The organism is Microbacterium sp. (assembly GCF_049661145.1).
Lineage (GTDB): Bacteria > Actinomycetota > Actinomycetes > Actinomycetales > Microbacteriaceae > Microbacterium.
This window is the reverse complement of the sequence record NZ_JBASZT010000074.1, coordinates 1-3,361: the sequence shown is the minus strand read 5'-3', so window position 1 is coordinate 3,361 and position 3,361 is coordinate 1. Positions and strand designations below refer to the sequence as shown.

3 protein-coding genes are annotated in these 3,361 nt (G+C 70.1%); 2 read left to right on the top strand and 1 reads right to left on the bottom strand.

Features of this window, described 5'->3' with window-relative positions; translation table 11 throughout:
- The coding region (locus tag WBP48_RS03430) for an Lrp/AsnC family transcriptional regulator (protein ID WP_424436130.1) at nucleotides 1-485 on the bottom strand (485 nt) is incomplete at its 3' end.
- A 148-nt stretch (nucleotides 486-633) separates the two neighbouring features.
- Here WBP48_RS03430 and WBP48_RS03425 point away from each other — a divergent pair.
- Both WBP48_RS03425 and WBP48_RS03420 read left to right on the top strand, forming a co-directional pair.
- Nucleotides 634-1,884, top strand: coding sequence for an amidohydrolase (locus WBP48_RS03425; RefSeq protein WP_424436127.1), 1,251 nt, complete (start codon nucleotides 634-636; stop codon nucleotides 1,882-1,884).
- 32 nt (nucleotides 1,885-1,916) lie between these two features.
- Nucleotides 1,917-3,311: a DUF3100 domain-containing protein gene (locus tag WBP48_RS03420; protein ID WP_424436124.1), complete on the top strand. Its 1,395-nt coding sequence runs from the start codon at nucleotides 1,917-1,919 to the stop codon at nucleotides 3,309-3,311.
- Nucleotides 3,312-3,361: the final 50 nt, after the last annotated feature.

Here is a 3,361-nt window from a genome sequence, read left to right as displayed (position 1 = left end):
GGTCGCGGCGGGCGGATGCGCGCCACCTCCTCCGGCGACAGTGCGCGCAGGCGCCAGCTGGACGCGTCCATGAGCAGTTCGTTGGTCAGGTGCGTGCGCACGGCACGGACTCCCGGCAGCCCCGCGAGCCTGCGGACGGCGTAGTCCGACAGCGAGGAGAGGTCGGGGGCGCGCACGAGGGCGAGGAGGTCGCGCGAACCCGACGTGTGGTCGAGCACCGCGACGTAGGAGTCCTGCTGCAACGCGCCGGCGATGGTCTCGAGGTGCTCGAGGTCGCAATCCACTTCGATCAGGGCGTCCTGCCCGCGGGTGGCATACGCGTTCACCCACGCGATGCCCGCCTCGCTGATGCGGGCCCACCGGCGGCCGAGCGTGGCAGCGTCCACGCCCACGACGGGCGCGAGGTCGCTCCAGGCCGCGCGCGGCTCGATCTGCATCGCGTGCAGCAGGCGTAGGTCGGTGTCGTCGAGTCTCGGTTCCGCCATCTGCGTGCTCCTCGATGTGGGCGGAGGGGGTGGGGGAGCGCCACTGCGCGCATATCGATGCGCTCCCGCGCAGGAATCCTGCGAGTTTACATTCCGGTGACATCCGCGTCTGCACAATCGTCGGCATCCGTCCACGAAGGGATGCCCCGTGACCATCACCGAGCCGACTGCTCCCGCGCCCTCGGGCGCCCTCGCCGCGCTCAACGAGCTCAAGGAGCGCGCTGCCGCCGAGGTCGAGCGCCGCCGCGACCAGCTCGTCGGCCTCAGCCACGACATCCACGCGAACCCCGAGCTCTCGTGGGAGGAGTTCGCGTCGTCCGAGCGCATCTGCGCGCTGCTCGAGGCGGAGGGCTTCGAGGTCACGCGCGGAGCCTACGGCATCCCCACCGCGTTCGAGGCCGTGACCGGCGATGGCGACCTGACCCTCGCGCTGTGCGCCGAGTACGACGCCCTGCCCGGGGTCGGACACGCGTGCGGCCACAACGTCATCGCGGCGTCCGGCGTCGGCGCGGCCCTCGCCCTCGCCCCGGTCGCTGCCGAGGCCGGCCTGCGCGTCAAGCTCCTCGGCACGCCGGCGGAGGAGCACGGCGGCGGCAAGGTCTCGATGCTCGTTGCGGGGGCGTGGGAGGATGCCGACTTCTCGATGATGGTGCACGGGATGACCGGCCTCGACTTCACGTCCTCGGCTGCCGTGTTCACCGCGGTCGACCGGTTCGAGGTCGAGTTCCACGGCCTCACGGCGCACGCCGCGGGCGCCCCCGAGAAGGGCATCAACGCCGCGTCGGCGGCGACCCTCGCGCAGACCGCGATCGCGTTGCTGCGCCAGCAGCTGCCCAAGGCCACGAACCTCAACGCCTTCGTCTCGCTGGGTGGCCAGGCCACCAACATCATCCCGGACCACACCGTCGTGCAGGTCGAGCTGCGCGCCTTCGACATCGACGACTGGCGCGACATGAAAAAGCGCGTCCTCGCGTGCTTCGAGGGTGCCGCGATCGCGACGGGATGCCGGTGGAACTGGCAGCCGACCGAGCACCCGTACGCGCCGATGAACCCGGACCCCGACCTCGCGGCGCTGTGGGACCGCAACCTGGCCGCCCGCGGCCGTGAGCTCGGTGGCACTCCCGTGGGCGGCGGGTCGACGGACATGGGCAACGTGTCGCAGGTCGTGCCTTCGCTGCACCCCATGATCGCCTTCCTCGGTGAGGACGCCGTGCACCACAATCCCGACTTCGCGGCGGCGGCGGCAACGCCCGCGGCCGACGATGCCGTCGTCGACGGCGCCGTGCTGCTGGCCTGGACAGCGCTCGACGCCGCCTGCGATGACACCCTGCGCGCAGAGCTCCATCGCCGCACCGCCGCCCGCCCCGCCGGGGCGACGCGCATCACGCTCGAAGCCTGACGTCATCGGGCCCTTCCTCTGGAGACCACATCATGAGTACTTCCCCCGCTTCCACCGCAGGCGGGTCGCCACAGGCGACCGCCGCCGCCCCGGCATCCGTCGTCATGCTCACTCTGCGCGACAAGCGCATCTGGGTGCTGATCGGTGCCCTGATCCTGATCGCCGCCGGTGCTCAGGCGATCGGACCGATCGTGATTCCGCTCGGTATTGCGGCGATCACGCTGCTGCCGATGATCTGGGGCATTCTCGCCGGCACGATCGTGTCGGGGCAGAAGATCAAGCCGTTCCCGATCGATCTGCAGCAGGCGGCGACCGTCATCATGGGCGTCGCAGTGCTGTTCCTCGTCGCCCGCATGTCCTTCACGATCGGCCCGAACATCCCGCTGCTGCTGCAGGCCGGTCCCGCCCTGCTGTTGCAGGAAGTCGGCCACCTGTTCGGTACGATCGCGCTCGCGCTACCGCTCGCCGTGCTGCTGCGCATGGGGCCGGCGACCGTCGGCGCGACCTTCTCGATCGACCGCGAGGGCTCGTTCGCGATGGTCAGCGAGCGCTACGGCTCCGACTCCCCGCAGTACCGCGGCGTGTTGTCGATGTATGTGTTCGGCACGATCTTCGGCGCCGTCATCGTGAGCCTCATCGCGTCGCTCGCGGCATCCTTCGGCATCTTCGACCCGCTCGCCCTTGCGATGGGTGCCGGCGTCGGCTCCGGCTCCATGATGGCCGCGGCCGCCTCGGTGATCGTCTCGGCGCACCCGGAGATGCAGGACCAGGTGCTCGCGCTCGCCGCCACTTCGAACCTCGTCACGGGCGTGCTCGGCCTGTACATCGGCGTGTGGGTGTCGCTGCCGCTCGCCGACCGCTTCTACAAGTTCCTCACGCGCAATCAGGATGCCGAGCTGCCGGGCCGCGGGCCGCGCAAGAGCCCGGAGGGTACGCTCGCGACGAGCGAGATGGGGGCTGTCGAGGCCGCCGTGCTGGAAAAGCCCAAGGTCGGCGTGCCGCTGTGGATCTCGCTCACCGTCATCTCGGTGGCGGGGCTGATCGTGTCGATGATCGCGACCAAGTCGGCCTCGATCGACATGGTGTGGACGTTCGTGGTGCTCGCCGCGCTCGTGGCCGCCGGGCTCGGCGTCGCCAAGGCGACGCGCGGAAAGGTCCCGGCTATCATCATCGTCATGACGGTCGGAGCGTTCCTGACCTCGCCGGTCTCGCCGATCGCGACGTGGTTGGTCGGGGTGTCGGCATCCGTCGATTTCCTCGCCCTCATCACCGTCATGCTCACGATCGCGGGCCTGAGCCTGGGCAAGGACCTTCCGATGCTGCGTAGCATCGGCTGGAAGATCATCCCCGTCGGCATCGTCGCGATCACCGCGTCGTTCCTGCTGTCGGCGGTCGTCGCGGAGTTCGCTCTGGGGCTGTGGGGGTAGTGGCGGTAGGGGGAGTCGTTTCGGCGGAGGTCGAGCGCGGAGTGTACGTC